Annotated in this window: 12 protein-coding genes; 4 read left to right on the plus strand and 8 right to left on the minus strand. The window is 72.5% G+C overall.

Features of this window, described 5'->3' with window-relative positions; genetic code table 11:
• Nucleotides 1-20 precede the first annotated feature (20 nt).
• Nucleotides 21-1,235 (plus strand): GNAT family N-acetyltransferase, encoded by a 1,215-nt coding sequence (locus tag MUY14_RS19550; protein WP_247024447.1) that lies wholly within the window; start codon nt 21-23, stop codon nt 1,233-1,235.
• 15 nt (nt 1,236-1,250) lie between these two features.
• On the opposite strand, the gene MUY14_RS19555 is transcribed toward MUY14_RS19550, so the two are convergent.
• Nucleotides 1,251-2,096: an SDR family NAD(P)-dependent oxidoreductase gene (locus MUY14_RS19555; RefSeq protein ID WP_247024448.1), complete on the minus strand. Its 846-nt coding sequence runs from the start codon at nt 2,094-2,096 to the stop codon at nt 1,251-1,253.
• Between the two features lie 70 nt (nt 2,097-2,166).
• On the opposite strand from MUY14_RS19555, the gene MUY14_RS19560 reads away from it, so the two are divergent.
• From MUY14_RS19560 to MUY14_RS19570, 3 genes are all read left to right on the plus strand, one after another.
• Nucleotides 2,167-3,078, plus strand: a complete 912-nt coding sequence (locus MUY14_RS19560) for a LysR family transcriptional regulator (RefSeq protein ID WP_247024449.1) — start codon at nt 2,167-2,169, stop codon at nt 3,076-3,078.
• A 281-nt stretch (nt 3,079-3,359) separates the two neighbouring features.
• Nucleotides 3,360-7,859 carry a hypothetical protein gene (locus MUY14_RS19565; RefSeq protein WP_247024450.1) on the plus strand — a complete coding sequence of 1,500 codons (4,500 nt, stop codon included), beginning with the start codon at nt 3,360-3,362 and terminating at the stop codon, nt 7,857-7,859.
• Entirely contained in the window at nt 7,856-8,503 is a 648-nt protein-coding gene (locus MUY14_RS19570; protein ID WP_247024451.1) for a hypothetical protein, read from the plus strand. The genes MUY14_RS19565 and MUY14_RS19570 overlap by 4 nt, the downstream gene beginning before the upstream one ends.
• Before the next feature lies 1 nt (nt 8,504).
• On the opposite strand, the gene MUY14_RS19575 is transcribed toward MUY14_RS19570, so the two are convergent.
• From MUY14_RS19575 to MUY14_RS19605, 7 genes are read right to left on the minus strand one after another with little or no spacing between them, the layout of a single operon-like run.
• Nucleotides 8,505-8,801 (minus strand): hypothetical protein, encoded by a 297-nt coding sequence (locus MUY14_RS19575; RefSeq protein WP_247024452.1) that lies wholly within the window; start codon nt 8,799-8,801, stop codon nt 8,505-8,507.
• Nucleotides 8,794-10,881, minus strand: coding sequence for an ATP-binding protein (locus tag MUY14_RS19580; protein WP_247024453.1), 2,088 nt, complete (start codon nt 10,879-10,881; stop codon nt 8,794-8,796). Before MUY14_RS19580 ends, MUY14_RS19575 begins: the two co-directional genes overlap by 8 nt.
• A complete protein-coding gene (locus tag MUY14_RS19585; protein ID WP_247024454.1) occupies nt 10,874-12,598 on the minus strand; it encodes a hypothetical protein in 1,725 nt (574 codons plus the stop codon). Before MUY14_RS19585 ends, MUY14_RS19580 begins: the two co-directional genes overlap by 8 nt.
• Nucleotides 12,595-13,116: a hypothetical protein gene (locus MUY14_RS19590; RefSeq protein WP_247024455.1), complete on the minus strand. Its 522-nt coding sequence runs from the start codon at nt 13,114-13,116 to the stop codon at nt 12,595-12,597. The genes MUY14_RS19585 and MUY14_RS19590 overlap by 4 nt, the downstream gene beginning before the upstream one ends.
• Nucleotides 13,113-14,246, minus strand: coding sequence for a hypothetical protein (locus MUY14_RS19595; protein WP_247024456.1), 1,134 nt, complete (start codon nt 14,244-14,246; stop codon nt 13,113-13,115). Before MUY14_RS19595 ends, MUY14_RS19590 begins: the two co-directional genes overlap by 4 nt.
• Entirely contained in the window at nt 14,243-16,267 is a 2,025-nt protein-coding gene (locus MUY14_RS19600; RefSeq protein WP_247024457.1) for a hypothetical protein, read from the minus strand. Before MUY14_RS19600 ends, MUY14_RS19595 begins: the two co-directional genes overlap by 4 nt.
• On the minus strand, nt 16,264-17,460 hold the full coding sequence (locus MUY14_RS19605; RefSeq protein WP_247024458.1) for a hypothetical protein: 1,197 nt from the start codon (nt 17,458-17,460) through the stop codon (nt 16,264-16,266). Before MUY14_RS19605 ends, MUY14_RS19600 begins: the two co-directional genes overlap by 4 nt.
• Between the last annotated feature and the right edge of the window lie 3 nt (nt 17,461-17,463).

The following is a 17,463-nucleotide window of genomic DNA, read 5'->3' on the forward strand; positions in this document are numbered from 1 at the left end:
CCCGGCGATGGACTGTCCCGATGAAGATCCGCTCGACCACCGGCCAGGACCTCGACGCCTTCGTCACCACGTTCCACACCGCGCTGGGGAACTTCCCGGAAACCCCCGGCGCGGCCGGCGGGGTCTGGTGGTCGGCGCTCGAAATGGACCGCAACCTGCTGGCCGTCACGCCGGAGGGACAACCGGTCGGCACCGCCGGCGCGTACTCCTTCGAGCTCACCCTGCCCGGCGGCGGCCTCGCCCCCGCGGCCGGGGTGACCGCCGTCGGGGTGCTGCCCACGCACCGGCGGCGGGGCGTGCTCAGCGCGATGATGCGCCACCAGCTCGCCGAGCTGCGCGAGCGCGGGGAGTTCCTCGCCGTGCTGCTGGCGTCCGAAGCCGTGATCTACCGCCGGTTCGGCTACGGGCCGGCGACCTACACCCAGCAGCTGACCGTGCCGCACCACCAGGCCGGGCTGGCCCTCCCCCGGGCCCGCACCGCGGCGGCGGCGCCCGGCTCGGTGGAGGTGCTGGCGCGCGCGGACTGCGTCGAGACGATGGAAGCGGTCTACGACGCCTACCGCCGCGCCCAGCCCGGTGCGCTGTCGCGGCCGCCGCGCTGGTGGAGCTCGGGCGCGGGGAAGCCCCCGATCGCCCCGGCGCCGCGGTACGTGGCCGTCCACCGCGACGCCGGCGGGGTCGCGGACGGCTACGCCAGCTACGCGATCGGCGGGCCCCGCACCTTGACCGTCGACGAGATCATCACCGCCGACGACGCCGTGTTCACCGCGCTCGCCCGCTTCCTGCTCGGGCACGACCTGGTGTCCGACGTCGTGCTCAAGCACGTCCCGCCCGGGCACCCGCTGCGCTGGCAGCTCACCGACTTCCGCGCGGGCCAGGTCGGCGACGACACGGACTGGCTCTGGGTCCGGCTGCTGGACGTCCCCCGCGCGCTGACCGCCCGCGGCTGGTCCGCCGACGGCGAGCTGGTCCTCGACGTCACCGACCCGTTCCTCGCCGAGCGGAACCGCTACCTGCTGACCGTCCGCGACGGCAGGGCCGAGTGCGCGACGACCGGCCGCGACCCGGACCTCTCCCTCGACGTGAGCGACCTGGGCTCGATCTACCTCGGCGGCACGACCCCCGGCACGCTGGTCCGCGCCGGCCACGTCGAGGCCCACCACCCGGCGGCGGCCGGGGCCGCCGACGCCCTCTTCCGCACCGAGCGCGCGCCGCACTGCCTGCACTGGTTCTAGCGGCACCCGCCCTGGTCAGCCCGCCGGGACGGGTGACCAGGGCAGGACCTCGCCGTGGCGGACCAGCTCGCCGTAGTGGGCGGGATCGACGGGCCGGAACACGAGGTCGAGGAGCCCGGCCGCGGCCTGCGCGGGGCTGGGCGCGTCCCGCACGTCCCACCACAGGGCGGAGGTCGGGGTGTTCATCATCCCGGGGCAGACGGCGGCGAGCAGGATCCCGCGGTCCAGGTCGGCCGCCCGCCGGTGCGCGGCCAGCGTGCGCACGGCCGCGACCTGGCCGATCTTGGACGGTATGTTGACGAAGCCCGGCCAGTCGCCGCCGCGGGCGCTACCGTCGGCGACCGCGTCACGCCACGCGGCGACCTGCTTGTCCAATTCGTCCAAAGAGGACAGTCCGGTGAACCGCGGGTGCAGCGCGGGCGCGAGGTGGTTCAGCGTGCCGAACGAGCTGGCCACGACGAGGAACCGGCCGTCGTCGCGCAGCAGCGGCGCGAAGGCCCGCAGCAGCCGGGTGGTGCCGAAGTTGTTGACCTCGGCGTACTCCGCGACGATCTCGCGCGGGTCGTCGTCCGGGCCGACGCGCATGACGGCGTTGCCGATCACGACGTCGACGCCGCCGTGGCGCTCCCGCAGCCGCCGGGCGAGCCGCGCGGCCGCTTCGGGGTCGGCGACGTCGAGGACTTCGCCGCGGATTTCGGCACCGCCGGCGGGCATGGCTTCGACGGCTTGGCCGACGCGCGCGGCGTCGCGGCCGGTGAGGTAGACGGTGTCCGCGGGGGACAACCGCTGGGCGAGCCCTTCGACGAGGGCGAGGCCGAGGCCCTGGGTGGCGCCGGTGACGAGGGCGGCTTTCGCGTTCATGACTCCAAGCTAGGACCGCCGCGAGCATGCGGAAAGCGAAAGTACGGCAGACCTGGTATGCGTAGATGGCATGGCCTTCTCCGACGCTTCCCTGACCGCGCTGCGGGTGTTCCGCGAGGTCGCCGAGCGGGGCACGCTCACGGCCGCGGCCACAGCGCTCGGCTACACGCAGTCCGCGGTGTCGCGGCAGATCGCGTCGCTGGAACGCGCGGCGGGGGTGCCGCTGCTGGAACGCCGGCCCGACGGCGTGCGGCTCACCGCGGCCGGGCAGATCGTGCTGCGCCGCGCCACCGGCGTCGTCGACCAGCTCGACGCGACCGCGCGCGAGCTCGCCGGGCTGCCCGCCGAACGGGGGACCGTCCGCCTCGGCTGGTTCCCGACCGCCGGCGCCGGCCTGCTCCCCCGCGCGCTCGCGGCCCTGCGGCGCACCGACCCGGCGATCACGGTGCTCAGCCGCGAGGGCGGCACGCCGGCGTTGGTCCGCGCCCTGCGCGCCGGCACGCTGGACGTCGCCCTGCTGGCCTCGGCACCGCCGTTCCGCCCACCGGACACCGAAACGCCGGCGCTGACGGTGCACACGCTGGCCGAGCGCAGCCTGCGCATCGCGGTGCCCGCCGACGACCCGCTCGCCCGCCGCGGCTACGTCGACGTGGCCGACCTGCGTGGCCGCCGCTGGATCGCGGGTTCGGGCGACGACCGGGTGCTGGGCGTGTGGCCGGGCCTGGACGAGCGACCGGAGATCGCCCACACCGCGCGCGACTGGCTGGCCAAGCTGCACCTGGTGGCGGCCGGCTGCGGAATCACGACGGTACCGGGCGCGCTGGGACCGGCGGTGCCACCCGGGGTTCGGGTGCTCCCGGTCCGCGGCGGGCCTGGAGAGCGGCGCCGGGTGCTGCTCGCACACCTGCCACGGGAGCTGCCGGAGCCCGCGGCCCGGCTGGCAGCCGCCTTGCGCGCGGCGGCCGTGGAGGCTGAGGCGTAGACGAACCCGTCGGCTGCGGGATCGGTGCCGGGCACGCTCGGGCCGGTGATGCCGCCCAGCGTTCGCGTGCCCCATCCGCGGCGGCCCCGGGGAGCGGCGCCGCGTCCTGCCACGGGAACTGCCGCAACGCGCGGTCCGGCTCGCCGCCGCCGTGGAGGCCGAGGGCGTAAACGTTCCCGCGACGCCTCGGTGACGGCCTGCTGCCAGGCTGGGGTCTCCCGGAGCGGGAGGAGAGCCGTCCCATGCCACCGCCGCCGAAGGCTCTCGTGAAAGTCCCTTCGGTGACCACCACCGCTCAGGCGGCCGCGCCCACCGCGGTCACGATGAAAGAGCGGCCGCCGCGGCGGAAGAGCGTTCCGCTGCCGCCGTCGAACGCCGCCGCGCTGGCCGCCTTGCGGGCCGGGGGCAAGAAAGAGCTCGCCGATCCCTCGCGCAAGGAGTCGCAGGACAAGGTCGGCAACGGTGCGGTCGCCGCGAGTCTCGCGCGCGGCCCGGGTGCGGATCCGAAGTTCGCGGTGCTGAAGAAGGACATCGCGCACAAGAAGCACACGGTCGCCCGCTCGCACCCGCCGGCGAGCAAGGAAGCCGGCTCGGCGCAAGCCGCCTCGGTGCCGCCCAAGGACGACGAGGTCGCGCAGGGCAAGACGGCCAACGCCGAGAAGATGAACGAGGCCAAGCCGAAGGACTTCGACAAGGACGCGTTCGTCAAGGCCGTCGAGAAGGCCATCGCCGAAAAAGCGCCGCAGAACCTGGAGCAGGCCGACGAATTCGCCGACTCCGGCAAGCCCGCCGAGATCAAGGCGGAGGTGCAGGGCAAGGTCGGCGAGGGCAAGTCGGACTCGGCCGCGCAGATCGCCGACACCACCGCCGCTCCCCCGGACACGTCCGCGGCGGAGACCAAGCAGGTCGTGCCGATGGCGGCCGACCGCCCGCCCGGCACCCCGGCCACCCCCGACCCGGCGAAGGCGACGCCGGACAAGCTGCCGCCGTCGGCCACGGACCTCTCCGCCGGCCCGGCCAAGGTCGATCAGGTGATGGCCGACAACCACGTCACCGACAAGCAGCTGACGACGGATCCGGCTTTCACACCGGCGTTGCAGGACAAGAAGACCGCGGAGAAGCACTCCGAGGCGACCCCGCCGGAGCTCCGCAAGGACGAGACCAAGCAGCTGCGCCAGACCACCGCGCAGGCCAAGGGGTTCGGCGCCGCCGCCATGGGCACGATCGCCGAACGCCGACGGCGCACCGGCAAGCAGGTCGGCGGCGGGAAGGACGCGACCAAAACCAGCGACCAGGACAAGCGGGCGGAGGTCACGGCCCGCCTGCAAAAGGTCTTCGACACCATGAAGACCGAGGTGGAAGGCATCCTCACCGGTCTCGACAAGCTCGTCGACGACCAGTTCACCCGCGGCGAGAAGGAAGCGCGCGAGGCGTTCACCGCCGAGCACCGCCGCAAGATGGACGACTACAAGGCCAAGCGGTACGGCGGCACGTGGGGCCTGATCAAGTGGGGCCACGACAAGCTGTTCGGCCTGCCCGACGAAGCGAACCAGATCTTCGTCGAGGCGCGCGACAACTACGTCAAGCAGATGCGCGAAGTCATCTCCGCCGTCGCGGACACGATCGGCCGCGAGCTGACCCGGGCGAAGCAGCGCATCGCGAAGGGCCGCGACGAGCTGCAGGCCGAGGTCAAGGCGCTGCCGAAGGACCTCCAGGCGCTCGGCAAGGAGGCGGCCGCCGGGTTCGCCGACAAGTTCGACGAGCTCACGCAGTCGGTGGACGACAAGAGCACGGAGCTGGTCGACACCCTGGCCACGAAGTACACCGACGCCGTCAAGGCGGTCGACGACGAGATCGCCGCGGAGAAGGAGAAGAACAAGGGCCTGGTCGACAAGGCCCTCGACGGCATCAAGGGCGTCATCAAGACGATCCTCGAGCTGAAAGACATGCTGCTCGGGGTGCTCGCGAAGGCCGCGCAAGCGGTGATGGCCATCCTCAAGGACCCGATCGGCTTCCTCGGCAACCTGGTTTCCGCGGTCGGCGGCGGCCTCAAGCAGTTCATGGGCAACGCGAAGACGCACCTGCAGCAGGGCGTCCTGTCGTGGCTGCTGGGCACGGCCGCGACGGCCGGGATCGAACTGCCGAAGAGCTTCGACATCGTGAGCATCCTGCTGCTGATCGCGAGCCTGATCGGCTTGACGTGGCCCGACATCCGCGCCCGCATCGCGAAGAAGGTCCCGAAGGAGGCCATGTCCGCCATCGAGGCAGGCGAACACGCGCTCCCGATCGTCATGGAGGTCCGCGAACGCGGGGTGCGGGCCCTGTGGGACGACCTCAAGGCCAAGGTCGGCGACCTGAAGAAGAACCTGATCGACAACCTGGTGTCGTACCTGCTGCCGACGATCGTCATGGCGGGCATCACGTGGATCGTCTCGCTGTTCAACCCGGCGTCGGCGTTCATCCGCGCCTGCAAGATGATCATCGACATCATCAAGTTCATCGTGACGAACGGCCGCCGGATCATCGAGTTCGTCAACACGGTCCTGGACGCGGTGATCGCGATCGCCAAGGGCGGCACGGGCGGGGTTTCGGGCTTGGTGGAGAAGGCACTGGCCCGCTCGATCCCGGTGCTGATCGGCGCACTGGCGGCGTTGCTGGGGATCGGCGGGATCGCGGGGAAGATCAAGGAGATCTTCCAGAAACTGGCCCGCCCGGTGAACAAGGCGATCGACTGGGTGATCGACAAGATCGTCGGCCTGGCGAAGAAGGTCTGGGCGAAGGTCAAGGCGCTCGCGAAGAAGCTGAAGGACAAGGCCAAGGCCGCGGGGAAGAAGGTCAAGGACAAGCTGAAGCGGACCGGTAAGAAGGTCACGGACAAGGTCAAGGGCGCCGCCAGGCGGATTAAGGACAAGTTCAAGAGGAAGAAGAAGCCTCGCCGCGACAAGCGTTCACCCCAGGACCTGCAACGCGCGCTGGACGCCGCGCTGCTGGAGGCCACCGCGCTGCTCGACGCGAAGTCGGCGACGGTGGAGAGTGTGCGGCGCGGGCTGCCGCCGATCAAGAAACGGCACGGTCTGACCAGCATCCGGCTGGAGCACGGGCCGGAGAAGAGCTACTTCGTCGAGCTCGCCATCAATCCCCGCAAACGCACCAAGCCGAAGAAGTTCACCGAGGAGGAGTACGCGAAGAAGTTCCCCTACAAGATCGGCGAAGCCGAGCGCCCCATCGACATCGACCGCGTGCCGCCGGTGATCGACACGCTTCACCGGATCCTGATCCCGATGCGGGGCCGCGATCCGGTGACCGGCTTCGTCGTCACCATGTCGGCGACCCCGGGCGAGGTGCAGCCCAACATCGCGGCTCGGTACCTGGTCGATGCGTGGCAGGGTCCCGGCGGGGACAACCTGGCCGCGGCCCGTACCGCCGTCATCATCGGGGTCAACACCCTCGAGCGGCTCGACCCGACGAAGGCCGCGGACGGGCGGAACCAGGTCGGTGCGGCCGTGCGGAAGATCAGGGTGCCGAAGGAACTCCTCGCCGCCGCGTTCGGCTTCGTGTGGACACCGGCGTGGCGGCACGTGAAGGAGAAGCGGCGGGCCCCGATGTCCGAAGTGCGCCAAGCGTATGCGGGCCTGACGAAGGACGAGAAGGAACAAGCCGTCGCCCGCAACGAAACACGCTGGCAGGAAGACCACAAACTGCCTTACGGTGTCTTCCACGAGGTGGGGTTCCTGTCCGGCTTCACCCAGCGGGCCGTGGAACTCCTCGGCAAGGTCAACCAGCAGGTGTACGCGGTTTCGCAAGATCCGGACACCGACGTCGTCACGCACGAAGGCATGGGTTTCCTGCGCGTGTACGACCAGGTGCTCCGGGACGCGGCGAACGACCCCATCCTCGTCATCGGCGGCTACCACTTCGAGGGCTTCGACTGGGGTCCGCTGGCCGGTTCGCGCACGGCGCAACTCACCGTGCTGGCGAACCGGATCGACCACGCGATGAAGATCGCCATCGGCAAGGTGTACCCGCAGCTGCTGTACCCCGCGGAGCCGAACATGCTGATCAAGGTGTGGGAACGGGACACCTCGCGGAAGATCAAGCTCCTCTTCCAGGACACGCGGCACCTGGCTGTGCTCCGGGCCGCGGAAAACCAGGGCATGCTGTGGGGCATCGGCGCGGGCGAGGGGCGGCACATCGGGGAAGTCCTGAGAGAACGGCACGGCGTCTCAGTGCTCCACGTGCCGGCCGCCGCCCTCACCACCAGCCCGTTGCCCGAAGTCCCGACCCGTGGCCTGACGATGACTCCCGAGGACGTCCGCATCTTCGCGTCTCCCGAGGGGCACCCCGACCACCCGACCATGCCCCGGCACCCGGTGTACGGCGCCATAATGCAGTCGCAGACGGTGCTCATCGCCCGCCGGCTCGCAAAGGCGTTCGCCCAGACCCACCCGCTCGACGACGCCGCACGACGACGGCTGGAAACGCGGGTCTTCACCCACGCCGAAGCGGTCGCCAGGATGATGGCCGACAACCCGGGCCTGACCGCGCACAGCCAGGCTATCGTGAACCGTCTCGCCGAGCTCGACGCGGACGTCGAAGCATTGCTGGCGGAGACGGGCGGGAACCGGCGGGACGTCGACACCATCAAGGCGGCCAAGCTGGTCACACGGGAGATGATCACCACCATGACGGCCGAAGACCTCAAGAAGCACTGGCGTCAGCTGAGCGCGCTGCTCGGCGACATCATGCGTGACGCGCCGCCGAGCCAGGGCGGTCCACGATGACGGAACACGCGGTCGAGGAGCTGCGCGCGCAAGCATCGCGCGGGGACTACGTGTCGATGGCCCGCTTGGCGAAAGCGTTGTACGGCCAGGGCCTGACCACTGCGGAGGTCCTGTCGGAGTGTTACGGAACCGGCTTCCCGGAAGAATTCTTCGTCCTCGCCGCGGATCGGCTGACGAAACCGCGGCTGATGGTGGATCTGACCGGCCTACCGTGGCGGCTGTGCACGTCACCGGCCGAGGGCGGTCCCCCGATGGCGCCGAACGCACTGACGGGAGAAGCGGAACGGGACGTGTTCGCGCGCGACCCCGACCTGGCTCCGCTCGTGCAGCTCCTCGCCCCGCGGGAAACGCGGGAGAACGCGGTCATCGGCTACCGGATCACGGATCTGCGCGCGGGCGGAACCGCGGTCTTCCGCTGCCGGGTACCCGCCGCCCATGAGGAAGAGATCGAACGCTGCGGCGAATCCCTGCTCGGGTTCCTTCACATGCACCACCTCGAGTACCTCCGGGCGGAGGAACGGATCCGGCGCTCACCGGGCAACTGGGGGTTCGGGGCGGCCGACCGGGAATCCGTCGACGGGATCCGGTCGCTGGTCGAAGGGATCGAGGCCCTGCAACGCGAGGTCGGCCGGATCGGGCCATGACTCAGCAGCCGGAACAGGCTTCCTTCTTCGGGACCACCATCGGCACCACCCGCATCGCCGCTCCGGCCATTGCCGCGTTCCCCACCCGGTCCTGTCCCGCCGCCAACGTCGACGCCAAATGCGACGGCACCGTCTTCGAACTCCCGTCCATCGCCGTCTTCGCTGCCTGAGCGTTGCCGATCACCGCCGGGACCAGGACGACCTTCTGCTTTCCCCGGTCGGACGCGGCCGCTGTCCGGAGTTCCTGGGCTGTCACCGGGATCGCCGGTTTTGTCTGCGGGGGCATCAGTTCAGGCATGCGCACTCCCATTGTCGGTCAGTAGTCCGGCATACCGGCCCAGCTCCGCCGGGCGGAACAACCGGGCCTCGCGCTGGAACTGGCGGGACACCCCGCGGACCACGTGGCGCATGCCGATCGCGTCGCTGCCCGTGTCGGCCGCGGCCAGTGCTGCCGTGCGGGCCGCCGACGTGATGCCCGCGCCCGTCATGTCCAGGCGGCACAACGCGTCCACGTCGACGTCCGGGGCCAGCGGGGCCTCCGGGGGGAACGCCAGGTGCCACAGGCGGCGGCGCTCCGCCACGCCCGGGCGGGGGAAGTGGACCACGAAGTGGAACCGGCGGGTGAAGGCCGGGTCGATGTTCTCCTTCAGGTTGCTCGTCAGGATGATCAGGCCGTCGCTCGCTTCCAGGCGCTGCAGCAGGTAGCCGACCTCCAGGTTGGCGTAGCGGTCGGTGCCCTGCTTGACCTCGCCGCGCTTGCCGAACAGCGCGTCCGCCTCGTCGAAGAGCAGGACCGCGTGGCTGTCCTCCGCCTGGCGGAACACCACCTCCATGTTCTTCTCCGTCTCCCCCACCCACTTCGACACCACCTGCGCCAGGTCCACCTTCAGCAGCTCCAGGCCCAGGATGCCGGAGACGACCTCCGCCGACATCGTCTTGCCCGTGCCCGGCTCGCCGGTGAACATCGCCTTGACGCCGCCCGTCGTCGTCTTGCGGGCGAAGCCCCACGTCTCCGCGATGCGGGGCCACGCGCGGAACGCCGACGCGATTTCCCCGATCTGGGCCATCTGCGCGGCCGGCAGGACCAGGTCCGCCAGGCCCCGGCGCGGGACGATCGACTGCACCGCGCCGCTGGTGCGCCCGCGGGTCACCGTGGCGATCGCGGGCTCGACGTGATCGGTGAGCCGGTGGCCGTTGCCCGACAGGCGCGCGCCGGTGTCGGCGACCGCGGCCACCGCGCTGAGTTCGCCGCCGCTCATCCGGTAGCGGGCGGCCAGGTCGGCCAGGACGTCGTCGCCCAGCACCGGGAACGCCGACGACCACATCGCCCGGCGTTCCGGGAAGCCCGGCGGCGGGATCGTCACCTCCGCGTAGGTGCGGGCGGCCAGCAGCCGGGGCGGGCGCCACGGGGTCGCGCCGGTCAGGCACAGCGGCACGCCCGAATTCACCCACGGTTCGTCTGCCTGGGGGTCGCGGCCGTCCGTCGGGAGCCACAGGATCGCCTCCAGCGCGGCGGCGGTCCGCAGGTCGGCCGCCGCGTCCGCGGTCACGCGGCGCAGGGGACGCCCGGCCGCGGCCGCCAGCGCCTGCGCGACGTCGAGCTGGCTGTCGGCCGGGCAGCCCCACAGGCCGACCACGCCGACGTCGCCGCCGGCCAGCGCGCGGCCGAGCGTGGTGAGCCGCTCCGACTCCAGGTACGGGGACGCCACCTGGCGCGGCGAGCGGGTGACTTCGCCGGGGTCGTGGCCGAGGACGCCGACGTCGCCGCCCCAGCCCATCAGGTACTCGAACACGCCGCCGCCGAGGGTCAGCTCCTGGGCGAGCTCGGTCGGCGCCTCGCCGTACGCCTTCACCAGGCCGTAGCGGCGCAGCCGGCCCGCGGACCCCAGCGCGCGGCGCAGGGCCAGGCGGTCGGCCGGGGTCTGGGCGATCACCGCGACCAGCAGCTCCACGCACGGCGCCCGCCGGTTGAGGTTGTCCACGACGTAGGCGTAGACGCGCTCGTAGCCGGGGTCCAGCTCCGGCGCGGCCACCAGCAGCAGCGCGTCCTGCTCGTCCCGGGACAGGCCGTAGCGGGTCGCGAGCGCGTCCAGCGGGAGCGTCAGCCCGCGCGCGGCGGCCAGCCGCCGGAGGTGCTGCTCGGACTCCGGGTCCGGCCGGGCCGGCGACGCGGGCTCGGTCATCCCTTCGGCGAAGGCGTCGACGCGGTCGAGCAGCGCGTCCACCTGCTCGTCGGTGACGCAGAACGGCGTCAGGTCCGGGCGCGTCAGCACCGCCACGGCCTCGGCCTGCCGGGCGACGGCGCCGCGCAGCGCCTGGTGCAGTTCCGCCAGGCGCACCCGGAGGTGCTCGGCCGCCGGCCCGCTCACGTCAGCCACCGGAGAAGGTCAGGGTCCGGCCGTCCAGCCAGACCACGTCGGGTACGTCGGTGAGGGCGCCGCCCCGCCACAGGTCCGTGTGGCGGCGGCCCAGCGGGATCTTCACGCGCACCGCGTCGCGGGTGAACCGGACGGTGGCTTCCAGGTCGGCGAACGTCGTCAGGGCCCGGACCGGGGAGTCGCCCTCCCACAGCTGCCAGGCGATCATGCCCAGCGCCAGCGCCGCCGCCAGCGAGACGCTGTGCTCCAGTGCGCGGTCCGCCGCCAGCGGCACGGCCCGGTGCTCGACGAACAGCGTCCGGGCCAGTTCGTCCAGGCGCTCGGCGGAAAGACTCGTGGCCAGCCGGGGTTCCACGCCACCGGTCGTCCACAGCGGGGTGGGCCAGCGCAGGCGGGTCAGCGGGTCGTCGCGCAGCGGGCGCGCGTCGGTGATGAACCGGACGCCCGCCGCCGCCAGGTCGCGCAGGCCCGACGCCGGGAGCGGGCTGTCGCGGACCAGCACCGGCGGCCGGCCGCACGCCGCCCAGTGCGGCACCAGTTCGTCCACTGTGGACGTCCACGCGATCGGGAACAGGCCTTGCGCGTCGACCAGCAGCAGGCCGTCGTCGACGCCCGTGATCAGCAGCGGGTCGGCCCGGTCGTGGCCGCGGCACAGCGAGAGCGCCAGCACGCCGTCCAGCACCGGCAGCGCCGGGCCGGCTTCCCCGGCGAACGCGGTCAGGTCCGGGACCGACTGCAGGCCGGCGAACGTCGCCGCCGCGAGGTCGTCCGCGGGAGTCCGCCGCCAGCCCCGCTGCGGTGCGCCGAGGACCTTGTACGCCAGTGCCGCGGCGAACAGCGGAGTCGCGGCGGCCAGGTCCACTCCGGACAGTGCCGGGCCGATCGCGTCCAGGTAGCCGGTCCTGGCCAGCGGGCCGGCCAGCAGGAACGGCAGCACCGAGCCGACCCGCGTCTCCCCCGCCGGCCTCGAAGACTCCGTCACGGACGCGGTCGCGTCGACCGGCGCGGTCTCCGCACCGGCCGGCGAACCCAGCAGCAGCCCGGCGAAGTCCGCACGGGTCGAGGGCGGCCACGCGAGGGATCGCCGCCGGGCCAGCTCCGCCGCCAGCACGACGGCCGGTCCGGGCAGCTCTTCGGCCACGAATGACCCCTCGGGCTCGCCGGCCATGAAGGCCGCGCGTTCGGCGGCGGACTCGGCGAGCAGCGCGGACAGGTACCGCCGCACCGTCTCCTCGGGCAGCAACGCGAGCAGCGCGACCAGTTCTTCCCGCGCGGCCAGTTCCTCGAACAACGCCGCCACCGTCGGCGACGGCGGTTTTTCCGGTGTGCCCGGACCGAACTCCGACACCTCGCCACCTCCGTCCGATGGGGACGACCGGGCCGGGAGCACCACCGGCACCGGCAGCGGGATCGACTCGGACGGCGTCCCGCCACCCGCCGCGACGGTTTCGAGGACCAGGCCCGAGGGCACCAGCCCGCTTCCGCCGCGCCCGGCCGCGGACAGCCGGACCGACAGCCGCACCGGCTCGGTGATCTCCACGTCCGGGCCGTCGCCGTCGAGCAGGCCGTCGAACCGCGCGGCCAGCAGCTCCGGCAGGGCGTCGAGGACCCGCTGGACAAGGCCGCGGGGGTCGGGCCCCCAGCTCCACCCACCGCGCCGGACCACCCGCACCACGCACTGGCGCACGGTGACCTCGCCGCCGGTGGGTGCGCTCACTTGGCGACCTCCACCAGGCGGCCCGCCCAGCCCGCCACCAGCACCAGCACGGCGTGCGCGCCCGTGCTCACCGTCAGCGGCAGCGACACGTGGTCGTCGCCCTTCTTGACGACCCCGGCGACCGGCAGCGTGTCGGGCCCCTCGGAGACCAGCGCGAACACGGCGGTGTCCGCGTCCGCGACGCCCGGCAGCTTGACGAGCAGCCCGGTGGGGTCGAACTCGACCGGGACCTTCAGTTCCGCCAGTTCCTTCAGCGCGGGCTTCGCCGGCTGGCCGGACACCCGCGTGACGCCGTAGGCCAGCGGATCGAGGAACACCGCCGGCTGGTCGTCGGCCTCGTGCACGGCCAGTTCCCGGCCCCCCAGCGACAGGGTCACCAGGTCACCGGCCTTGAGCGAGAGCCGCACCGGCAGCGCGGCGCCGACCAGGGCGTCCGCCGCCGGCACCGGCGTGCCGATCGCCTTGACCGCACCGACCACGATGCCGGTGCTCGACTCGTACACCGCGAAAACGCTCACCCTCGGCCACCCCCGCTCGTCGCCGCGACCGTTGCCAGGACCAGGAAGTCGACCGAGCCCGACGCTTCGGTGACCGCGGGACCCACTCCGGGGTCGTAGGACCGCAGCCGGCACCGGACCCGCCGGTCACCGTCCACAGTGGCCTCCACCGGGACGGTCAGCCCCGCTTCCGACGGCGGGATCCGCGGCGTCACGTAGACGTGCAAGGACACCCGGCCGTCGGCGATCTCCGCCGCCGTGACGCCGGACGGCAGCGGCAGCACCATGCCGTCGGTCGCGCTGCCCGACGTCGCCAGCACGCTGCCCGCCGAGGTCTGGCCGGAGAAGCTGCCCGCGATGGTCAGGTTCCCGTTGGCCTCCACCGTCAGCAGCGGGTCGACGTCGCCGGATCCCTTGTAGAGCCCGTAGACCAGGGTCGGCGCGGGCGCGGCGGACAGCACCAGCGCCGGCTTGCCCTCCTGGACCTCGGGCAGGGTGCGCAGCGCCAGCGAACCCGACCGGGCCGACACGGTGTCCGCGCGCACCCCGACGTACCGCGGCCCGACCCCGCGCGCGGCCGGGACCACCGCGGTGAAGTGCACGCCGTTCCACTGGACGAAGCCCAGCAGGACCAGCCACTGCACGGGCGGGGCCGCCGGGGCGGCGGCCACCGCGGGCGGCTGCTGGTCGGCCACCAGCCGCTCGTCGCCGAGCCGCCGGAAGAGGATCTGGTAGGACTCCTCGACCCGGGTCGGCCCGCCGGAGCCGGCGCACGAGGCCGGGCCGGTCGGCGGCTGGGTCCGGTCGGCGGCGGTGAGGAACACCGGGTACGGGTCGGTCGTCTTCCCGTCGGCGCCGTTGACGGCCTCGAAGTCCGCCTCCGACAGCACGACCGGCGCCGGCACCACGATCTCCCGGCCGGTCCCGTCGACCGCGAGCCCGGCTTGCACGCTCACCTCGACGAACCGGTCGCCCGACACCGGATCGGTCCGGTTCTCGGTCGTCAGGCCGAGCCCGTCGGCGATGCCCCAGTCGTGCGAAAGGCGCGCGTGCCGGACGGCCGCCGAACGGGCGTGGGCGACGGTCGCCGCGAGGTCCGCGGCGGCGAGCACCTGCCCCTCGTGGAACTCCGGGCGCAGTGGACCGGTCACGACGTCTCACCCGACCGCGGCTTGCGAGCGGAACCGCCGCCGCGGGCCGAGGAGGACCGGCCCCGCCGCGGCGGCGGCTTCGGCTTCTCGGCCTGCTCCTCGGCAGAATCAGCGGAATCGGCAGCACCGGCCTCGGTTTCCGGTTCCGGGGCGTTCTCCAGCTCCGAGAGCCGGTCGGACAGCCGGTCCGGCAGCTCGTCCCGCACCTGCGTGACCTGCTCCCGCGCGGCGTCCAGCTGTCCGCGCAACGCCTCCACAGTCGCGACCAGGTCGCTCACCTGGCCCCGCAGCGCGTTCATCTCCTGCAGGCTGTCGGTCACCTCGGCCGGCACGGTGTACACCTGCTCCCGCACCGGCTTCGGCACGGTCTCCCCCGGAGCCGGGGTCACCAGGAGCTCCCACATCCGCTCCAGCGGGCTCCGCGACCGCCATTTTTCGAGCAGCCGCGGCACGTACGGCCGCGGGATCGGCCCGGTGGCCGGCACGGACGGCGGCCGGTGCACCGGCGTCGGCTGACAGCAGATCTGCTCGGCGAAGTGACGCAGCTGGTACAGCTTCGGCAGCCACTCGCCGTAGGCCGAACCACCCGGCAGCACCTGCTCCCGGGTCGCCGAGCAGACGCGCACGACGTCGCAGCCGTCCAGCTCCAGGTGCGCGAGCAGCACGTCGTTGTCGGCGCAGTCGGCGCACGGCGGGTTCAGCGTCGAGCAGGCCGCGTCGCTGACGAACCGGAGCACGGAGGTCGTCAGCTTCCCGGCCGCGTCCGTGAGCAGGCCCAGGTCGGCGACGGTCAGCCGCTGCATCCGGTCCGGCTCCGGGATGGGCAGCGGCTGCGGGATGGCGACCGTGCGCACCTCGTCGTGCAGCTTGCAGTCCGCGACGCCGGCCACCCGGTCCAGCCGGCCGAGCAGCCACTCCCGGATCCGCACCAGATCGGCCCGGAACTCGGCCTCCAGCACGTTGTCCAGCGGCGTGCCCTGCGCCAGCAGGCGCAGCTCGATGGGGGCGTCCGGGTCGAGGGTGACCACCCGGTTCTTCACCTCCGCCAGGAGGGCCAGCGCGATCTGCCGGTGCGCCAGCTCCGGCCAGACCTCCCGCGGGTCGGTCTCGGCCAGCCGGGCGCAGGCCGCGCCGAGCACCTCCCGGGCGGTGTCGATCGAGCCGAGTTCTTCGTGCCGGCCCCGCAGTTCCTGCTGTCCCGCCTCGTCGTAGGTGTCGTACCGGGCGACGGAAGCGGCCAGCGCCCGCACGTACTCGGTCTGCTGCCGCGCCTCCGGTGGCTGCGGGGTGTCCCCGGCGGCCTGCAGCAGGGCGAGGTTGTCGCGGTACCGGACCAGGTCGGCGTCGTCGAACCGGATCGGCCGGGTCGAGGAGCCGCCGGCGACCGCCATCGGGTCCAGGTAGCGCCCGAGCCGCGCGCTCAGCAGGCGGATGTGCTCGCAGGCGTCCTTGTCCCCGATCTGCGCGAGCAGCTTGGTGGCGGGGTTGTACCGGTGGTCGTCGGTCGTGTCGCACTTGACGACGAACCGGAAGCCCTCCTCGACGCGGGACGGCACGCACCCCGGCGACGGGCACGGCTCCTCGGTGGCGAACGGCGTGACCGCGCCGGTCATGCTCTCCTCGTACCGCACGAAGAGCCCGAAGTGGCGCTGGTCGTCGTCGCACGGGTCGCCGCAGCCGACGCCCGGCGAGGACACCCGCAGCTCGCGCACGAGCGCCTGCACGTCGACCTTCTCCTTGCAGGACAGTACGATGTCGTTGCCGCAGCAGTCCAGCGCGTGCCCGGGGTGCACGAGCACGGTCCCGCCCGTGCACGAACCGCAGGTGACCTCGAGCCCGCACACGACGCCGGGACCCGACAACATCCGGTTGTGCAGCCGGTCCTTCCCGGCCACGTAGTCGGTCAGCAGCGTGAGGTCGTCCTCGGTGAGCAGCTGCCCCGAGAAGAACCGCGGCCGGACGAACGCGGCGGGGAAGGCCGGCGCCCCGCCGCACCCGCACCCGCACCCAGACGTGCTCATGAACGCTCCTCGGTGATGAAGAACCAGCTCTCGAAGACGTCGCCGCCGGCGCCGGTGCCCGACGTCCACGGCCCGATGCCCGTCGGCGGGACGAGGCACCCGGTCGGGTCCGGCTCGGGCTTGGGGTCGTGGCCGTGGCCGGTCTCGGTCTCGACGTCGGTGTCCGCGTGGCCGGTGAAGGGGACCCGGCCGCCGACGTTGGTGCCGTCGACCGGGCGGCAGCAGTGGTCGAGGATGAACGCGGCGCGGACGGTGATCAGCACGCGATCGCCGTCCTGCAGGGTCTCGCGGGTCGTCTGCCGGTAGCGGAAGTGGTCGGTGAACTCGCCGTCCTTCGGGGTGGGTTCCTCGAACGCGCCGCCCATGTACCAGGTGTCGGCGTTGCGCCCGGCCCCGCCTTCGATCACCTGGATCTCGACCACCCCGCGGCGCAGGCTGTCGACGCGGACGCCGTCGGAGAACTCGACGACCAGGCCGCCGGAGTTCTTCTGCGTGCCGAGCAGTTCCCTGGCCTCGTTCACCGTGTAGGTGTGGCCGTGCTTCCAGTTGACGCCGGTGATCACCGTCGGGACGCGGCGGCCGAAGAACCGGCGGACGTCGAGGTGGATCCGGTCTTCGCGGACCGGCTGGGCGAAGTCGACGTCGTCGATCCGGGCCAGCCACAGGACCTTGTGCTCGCACCGGGTGCAGCAGGTCTCGCAGCGCTCGTCCTTCGGCGGCGTCTTGGTGGTGACGCGGACGCAGTAGCTCTCCTCGGTGTAGCCGAAGTCGCAGTCCGAGGTGTCCCCGCAGGCGGAGTTGAACACCGTCCGGGTCGGCTCGACCGCGCGTTCGGTGTACTCGACGCCGACCCACACGGTCGTCCCGGTGCGCTCGTCCTCGGGCAGCGCGTCCCACAGGTCGATCGCGCAGCTGCCCGGCACGAGCACCTCGTTGCCGTCGCAGTCGACGCCGAGCCCGCTGGTGATGTGCACCCTGGCGTGGTGTTCGTGCTTTTCTTCGCCGCCGGTCTTCGGCGCGGGTTCCACGAACAGCCCGCACACCACGCCGTAGCCGAGCAGGCAGCGCATGCGCAGCTTCAGCTTTTCGCGGAAGTACTCCTGCTCCCGCTGGAAGTCGCGGGCGGTGAGCAGCCTGCCGTGGAAGTACCGCAACCGGCGGAAGGCCTGTTCCTCTGTCGTTGCCTCGGTCATCTC

This window comes from Amycolatopsis sp. FBCC-B4732 (assembly GCF_023008405.1).
Lineage (GTDB): Bacteria > Actinomycetota > Actinomycetes > Mycobacteriales > Pseudonocardiaceae > Amycolatopsis > Amycolatopsis pretoriensis_A.